The following is a 7020-nucleotide window of genomic DNA, read 5'->3' on the forward strand; positions in this document are numbered from 1 at the left end:
CTATCTGATTTTATTGATAATAATAGGCTGTTTCCGGTTACGCACAGGACCTACAGCTACTACGCTTTTCATATCTTTTCAAAAGACTAGAAGCAGCGAATCCGAAGGACTTTGATCTATGCGGTTTACCATTCAGCGCGAAGTGCTCCTCAAACCACTGCAGCAAGTCGTCGGCGTAGTCGAACGGCGGCAGACGCTGCCGGTGCTGGCGAATCTTCTCGTGGTCGCCACGCCACAGCAGGTGAGCTTCACGGGCACCGATCTCGAAGTCGAGATGGCCGCAACCACGCAGGCCGATCAGATCGAAGCCGGCGAGATCACGATTCCCGCGCGCAAGTTGTTCGACATCTGCCGCGCACTGCCGGACGGCAGCAAGATCGAGTTCAAGCTCAACGGCGACCGAGTCGAGGTCAAATCGGGCCGCAGCCGTTTTACTTTGGCGACTCTGCCGGCGAGCGAATTCCCGGTCATCGAGAATATCGACCTCGTCGAGCGCGTCAGCCTGCCCGAGGCCACGCTCAAGGGCCTGATGGATCGCACCGCATTCGCGATGGCGCAACAGGACGTACGCTATTACCTCAACGGCTTGCTGCTTGATCTGCGCGAACACGCGTTGCGCAGTGTGGCGACCGACGGACATCGTCTCGCCGTTGTTGAGACGAATCTTTCGGCCGGCGTTGCGGCGCAGCGACAGATCCTTATCCCGCGCAAGGGCGTGTTGGAACTGCAGGGTCTATTCGAGATTGGTGACGGAGCGGTCGAACTCGAGTTTGGCCGTGCCCACCTGCGCGTCAAGCGCGGCGAGGTGACGTTTACATCGAAGCTGATCGATGGCCGTTTCCCCGATTACGAGGCCGTCGTGCCGATCGGCGCCGACAAAGAAGTGCGCGTAAGCCGCGAGGCGCTGCGCGGCGCCTTGCAACGCGCGGCGATTTTGTCGAACGAGAAGTATCGGGGCGTGAAGCTCGAAGTCAGCCCGAACAAGCTGCGCATCATTGCGCATAACCCGGAGCAGGAAGAGGCGGTCGAAGAAATCGAAGCCAAGACCGGTGTGGCCGAACTCGGCGTCGGTTTCAACGTCAATTATCTGCTCGACGCGCTCAACGCGCTCGGCGGTGAGGAAGTGTTGATGTGCCTGCGCGACGGCAACTCCAGTTGCCTGTTGCGTGCCCCGGACAGCGAGCAGGCGCGGCACGTGATTATGCCGCTGCGTCTCTGACCTGCATTGCTCGCCAGCACGGCGCAGACCTGAATCCGGTCTGCGCCGTTGATTCTTTTCCCTTCTTTCTTCGATCAGCCGGATACTTCCCGAGAGGGAACGTCATCGCAGCCGTGCGGGATCATAAGCAATCCTCTGTCGCGTCCCGCTCTCTCGCGCGTGGAGCGGGGACAGCCGACCGCAGGGAAGACCTGCTTCGACGTCGGCGGTCTGAATTTCCTTCCGCAGCCTCCAGCGGCAAGGGCATACGGGTCGAAGTTGCGATGACATCGACTTCACATATGCCCGCTCACCCCATTGTATTCGGAGCAATCTCCTTTAGGTATTCGGAAGGCGCAGACTCAGCTCGCTTAGCTTGCTGCGTCAAATCCAGCGATTGGAAGTCGGAATCGAGCGACGGAACGTCGAGACTGTCGTGTATCTGACCGAGCTGCGAATTCAGAACCTGCGCAACATAGAAGACGCGCAGATCGAACTGAGCGCCGGGCTGAACTTATTTGTCGGTCCCAATGGCGCGGGCAAGACCAGCATGCTCGAAGGAGCGCACTTGCTCTCGCGCGGAGTGAGTTTTCGTACGCACCAATTGGATCATGTTCAGCGGCGTGGTTCGGCCGAGTTGGCTTTGTTTGCGAAGCTGGAACATCAAGGCGCTGCGCATCGGGTGGGCCTATTGCGCCGGTCCGGACGCTGGACCGCGCGCGTCGACGGGGACGCGCCGGCGACGCTTTCTGAATTGTTTTCGATCTGCGCCGTCGTCTGCTTCGAACCGGGAAGCCATGCTTTGATCTCGGGACCTGCAGAAGGGCGGCGCGGGTTTCTCGATTGGGGCGTGTTCCACGTGGAACACGACTTTGCGATGCGCATGCGCCGCTACCGCCGCGCGCTGCGTCAGCGCAACGCATTGCTTAAACAGAACGCCCCGGAGGATGAGCTTTCCATCTGGGACAGCGAGCTAGGCGAGGCAGCCGAGCCGTTGGCCGCGGCGCGCGAAGCCTATGTCGAACGTTTGCGCGCGCAGCTAATTCCCCTGCTGTCTGAGTACTTGCCCGAACTTGGGCAGGCCGACTTGAAGTTCCGTCCGGGTTGGAACCGCAGCCATTCTCTTGCGCAAGCTCTTGCCGAGATTCGAGTCCGGGACCGCGCGCTCGGCCATACCTCACGAGGTTTGCATCGCGCCGATTGGAACATTGCGTTCGCTTCGGCGCCGACGCACGAACAGCTATCGCGTGGACAGGAGAAGCTGTGCGCGATTGCCTGCATGCTTGCGCAGGCTCGCGTTTATCAGGCGCTGCGGCACGACTGGCCGATCATTGCGCTGGACGACTTGTGCTCGGAACTCGACGAGGCTCACCAGCAGGCCGCGCTGGCTGCGATGATGGCAAGCGGTGCGCAGATTTTGTTGACGGGGACGGAGATACCGGTTGCATTGACGGAGCGGTTTCCTCCGCAGCGTCGGTTCCACGTGGAACAGGGCAGGATGCGCGAGGTGGTATAATTCGCTGTTTGGTATTGCTTTAAATCTTGCTCGTCTATCGAGCCATTGCAGGTCGAAAATATGTCCGAAGTCACCGAAGAACAGCCCAACGGCGGTCAATACGATTCGCGCAACATCAAGGTTCTCAAAGGCCTCGAGGCGGTGCGAAAGCGTCCGGGCATGTACATCGGCGACACCGACGACGGCACCGGACTGCATCACATGGTGTTCGAAGTCGTCGACAACTCGATCGACGAAGCGCTCGCGGGTTACTGCGACCATGTGATCGTCACTATCCATACCGACGGCTCGGTCAGCGTGATCGACAATGGTCGCGGCATTCCAGTCGGCATTCACCCCGAAGAGGGCGTATCGACGGCTCAGGTCGTCATGACCGTGCTGCACGCCGGCGGCAAGTTCGACGACAACTCGTACAAGGTTTCGGGCGGTCTGCATGGCGTCGGCGTCTCGGTGGTCAATGCGCTGTCGGACCATCTGCGCCTGACGATCTATCGCGAAGGCTATGAGCACGAGCAGGAATATCGCCTCGGCGAACCGCTGTATCCGTTGAAGCAGGTCGGCCCGTCGACGCGCCGCGGCACGACGGTGCGCTTCCATCCGAGCCCGGAAATTTTCACCAACACCGAATTCCACTACGACATTCTCGCCAAGCGCCTGCGCGAGCTGTCCTTCCTCAACTCGGGCGTCAAGATCGAATTGCTCGATGAGCGTTCGGACAAACACGACGTGTTCGAATACGAGGGCGGAATCCGCTCGTTCGTCGAGCATCTGGCTCAGTTGAAAACCCCCTTGCACCAGAAGGTCGTCTACTTTTCGGCGCAACACGAGGGCACCACGGTCGACGTGGCGATGCAGTGGACCGACGCTTATCAGGAAACAGTGTTCTGCTTTACCAACAACATCCCGCAGAAGGACGGCGGCACGCATCTGGCCGGTTTCCGCGGCGCGCTGACGCGCACGATCTCGAATTACATCGAGGCGTCGGGCCTGCAAAAGACCGCGAAGGTCGGGCTTGCTGGTGACGACATGCGTGAGGGTTTGATCGCCGTGCTGTCGGTCAAGGTGCCCGATCCGAAGTTTTCCTCGCAAACCAAGGACAAGTTAGTTTCGAGCGAGGTGAAGGGTGTCGTTGAAGGCGTCGTAAATCAGAAGTTAGAGGAGTTTTTGCAGGAGAACCCTGCAGAAGCGCGCGCGATCGGCGCAAAAGTCGTCGACGCGGCACGCGCGCGCGAAGCCGCGCGCAAGGCACGCGAGATGACGCGGCGCAAAGGTGCACTGGACATCGCCGGACTGCCCGGCAAGCTCGCTGATTGCCAGGAGAAAGATCCGGCGTTGTGCGAACTCTTCATCGTCGAGGGAGACTCGGCCGGTGGTTCGGCGAAGCAGGGGCGCAACCGCAAGACTCAAGCGGTGCTGCCGCTCAAAGGCAAAATTCTCAACGTCGAAAAGGCACGCTTCGACAAAATGCTGTCTTCGGCCGAGGTTGGCACTCTGATTACCGCGCTGGGCACCGGCATCGGCAAGGAAGAGTTCAATCCGGACAAACTGCGCTATCACCGCATCATCCTGATGACCGACGCCGACGTCGACGGTTCGCACATCCGCACCTTGCTGCTGACGTTCTTCTATCGGCAGATGCCGGTGCTGATCGAGCGCGGTCACATCTACATCGGGCTGCCGCCGCTGTACAAGCTCAAGCAGGGCAAGAACGAGCTGTATTTGAAAGACGACAGCGCGCTCAACGCCTATCTCGTGACCAACGCGGTCGAGAATGCCGAGCTGCACTACGCACCGGGCACGCCGCCGATCACCGGCGCGGGTCTGGAAAAGCTCATGCTCGACTACCAGGCTGCGCAGGATCAGATCGCGCGCCTGGCGACGCGCTGCGATACCAGCGTGCTCAATGCGATGCTCGATCTCGCACCGCCGACGCCGGAACAGTGGAACGACGCGGGTGCACTCGAGAGCTGGCTGCGCGCGATCAGCGCGAAGGTCAATTCAAGCGGTCTCGGCCGCCCGGGCTATCGGCTTGAGGTGCGTGGGGCGACGGCGGAGCACCCGGCCGCGCTGACGATCGAGCGCCGCCATCACGGTCTCGTCGCGACCCAAGTGCTGCCGGCAGCGTTCTTCGCCGGCGGCGAATTCAAGCCGCTGCGCGATCTCGCGCAGCAGCTTGCCGGTCTCGTCCAGCCCGGTGCGGAAATCCGCCGCGGCAATCACGCGCATCCGATCACGAGCTTCGCCCAGGCACAGCAGTGGCTGCTCGACGAAGCGAAGAAGGGCCGCACGATCCAGCGCTTCAAGGGCCTCGGCGAAATGAATCCGGAACAGCTTTGGGAGACCACCGTGAATCCGGAATCGCGCCGCCTGTTGCAGGTCAGCATCGAGGACGCCGTCGCCGCAGATCAGATCTTCTCTACCCTGATGGGCGACGTGGTCGACCCGCGCCGCAACTTCATCGAGCAGAATGCGCTGCGCGTCGCGAACTTGGACGTCTAAACATAATTCGCAATCGCGGCGCATCAAAACGTTAACGTTTTCGTGCGTAGAATAGTCCGATCAAAAACACGACGCCGGCAGCGCCGGCGTCCACAACGGCCGTGAGGGAGGAACCATGAGCAGTCGCAGTTATACACGTATACTTTTTAGCATCTTTGTCGCCTTCACTCTGCTGGCGGGCAACGCCTGGGCAGACAAGAAGAGCGAAAAAGAAGCGCCGCTGTATCCGAACGCGACGCGCAAGGATCCGAAGAACGACATGAATTCCGCGAGCGTGCAGAAAGATCTGCAGAAGGCGCTCGATTTGCTCAACGACAACAAGGCCGATGAAGCCGCGCCGCTGCTGCAGAAAATCATCGACGACTCCAAGTCGGGCAAATACGCGAAAGCTCTCGCGACCCAGGGCCAGGGCCAGATCGCCTACGACAAGCAGGACAACGCCGGCGCGGTCAAATCTTGGCGCGCCGCTTACGACATGGACGCGCTGCCGAACAATCAGCAATTCACCTTGCTGCTCAACATCGCCAACCTGCAGCAGCAGGACGAGAAATACCAGGATTCGCTCAACACGCTCGACGAATACTTCAAGGCGACCAACGGCGGCAAGCCGGAGGCTTACGCCCTGCAAGGCAATGACTACTACCGCCTCGACAAGTACCAGGACGCGATCAATTCGATCACCAAGGCGCAGTCGATGACCGACAAGCCGAATGACAACTGGAATCAGATCCTGATGGCGTCGTACGCGAATCTGGACCAGTACGACAAGGCCGGCGAACTGATTGAGAAACAGCTCGCCAAGACGCCCGGCGATGCGAAGCTCGTCGAGCAGGGAGTCAAGATCTACGTCAACGGCCGCCAGTACGACAAGGCGCAGGCGCTGCTCGACCAGAACAAAGGCAGCCTAAGCAACGACACTCTGTATCAGTTGTATCGTGCGCTCGGCGCCGCTTACTCGCAGGAAAAGGACGCCGACGCCAAGGCGATCGATGCGTTCGCGAAGGCGTCGCCGCTGGCCAAGACCGGCGAAGTCGACTACTACCGCGGCAGCCTCTTGCTCAACAACGACCGCGCCAAGGATGCGACCCAGGCGTTGCAGCAGGCGATCACGAAGGGCGGCCTCAAAGAGACCGGCAAGGCCTATCTGATGCTCGGCGACGCCTACAACCAGATCGACGACGTCGCGCATGCGCGCGAAGCGTGGACGAAGGCCAAGGGCTATCCGGAATCGCAGAAGTCCGCGGAGCAGCGTCTCAACGTCGGCGGTCACGTCAAGATGACGCCGACGCAGAAAAAGAAGAACTGATTTCCAGAGGCGGGACGCGCGATCGGCCCGTTTTCATCCGAGTATACTTTTTGCACCAGCCGCGGCAATTGACGCGCCGCGGCTTGCATGAGTATGCGGAAATTGGCATGCTGCAAGACCGCGAGCGATTGCAGCACCAGGGGCAGAATACTTGAGTGAGGCGGTGAAAATGCTTGTACGCACCGCCCGCGCTGTTGTAATTTGCTAAGCGACTCGCGCGATTGAGTTTTGGGGTTGGCTACGGCGGTTTCCGCCGTTGCCCGGGATGATGCTCCCTACGTAATTGGTTGGCACTGATGTCATCAGCAGAAACGGACAAAACGAGTTTCAATTGGCGGCGCACCATAGCCTGGGCCGGTGCGCTTGCCCTCCATGGCTTCCTTTTCCTCATGTTGCTGGCGCCCGTGCAGCCGCCGACGGCCAAGGAGCGCGCCAAAGAGAACGTGGTGCAGGTCGAGTTCATCGAACCGCCGCCGCCGCCGCCACCGCCACCGCCGCCGC

At 60.4% G+C, this 7020-nt stretch carries 4 protein-coding genes and 1 pseudogene; all 5 read left to right on the plus strand.

Going from position 1 to position 7020, the window contains the following annotated elements:
• Positions 1-118: 118 nt before the first annotated feature.
• The gene (dnaN, locus tag FFS30_RS07995; protein WP_137912517.1) at positions 119-1219 is read left to right on the plus strand and encodes a DNA polymerase III subunit beta; all 1101 of its coding nucleotides are present in this window, start codon (positions 119-121) and stop codon (positions 1217-1219) included.
• A 415-nt stretch (positions 1220-1634) separates the two neighbouring features.
• The gene (recF, locus tag FFS30_RS08000; protein WP_137912518.1) at positions 1635-2714 is read left to right on the plus strand and encodes a DNA replication/repair protein RecF; all 1080 of its coding nucleotides are present in this window, start codon (positions 1635-1637) and stop codon (positions 2712-2714) included.
• Between the two features lie 60 nt (positions 2715-2774).
• Complete coding sequence (gyrB, locus tag FFS30_RS08005) at positions 2775-5213, plus strand: DNA topoisomerase (ATP-hydrolyzing) subunit B (protein ID WP_137912519.1); 2439 nt, start codon at positions 2775-2777, stop codon at positions 5211-5213.
• A 115-nt stretch (positions 5214-5328) separates the two neighbouring features.
• Positions 5329-6519 carry a hypothetical protein gene (locus FFS30_RS08010; RefSeq protein ID WP_137912520.1) on the plus strand — a complete coding sequence of 397 codons (1191 nt, stop codon included), beginning with the start codon at positions 5329-5331 and terminating at the stop codon, positions 6517-6519.
• A gap of 296 nt (positions 6520-6815) precedes the next feature.
• Positions 6816-7020 (plus strand): annotated as a pseudogene (locus FFS30_RS08015) (energy transducer TonB); the annotation flags it as partial.

Source organism: Rudaea sp. 3F27F6, from assembly GCF_005503555.1.
In the GTDB taxonomy this organism is placed as follows: Bacteria; Pseudomonadota; Gammaproteobacteria; order Xanthomonadales; family Rhodanobacteraceae; genus Rudaea.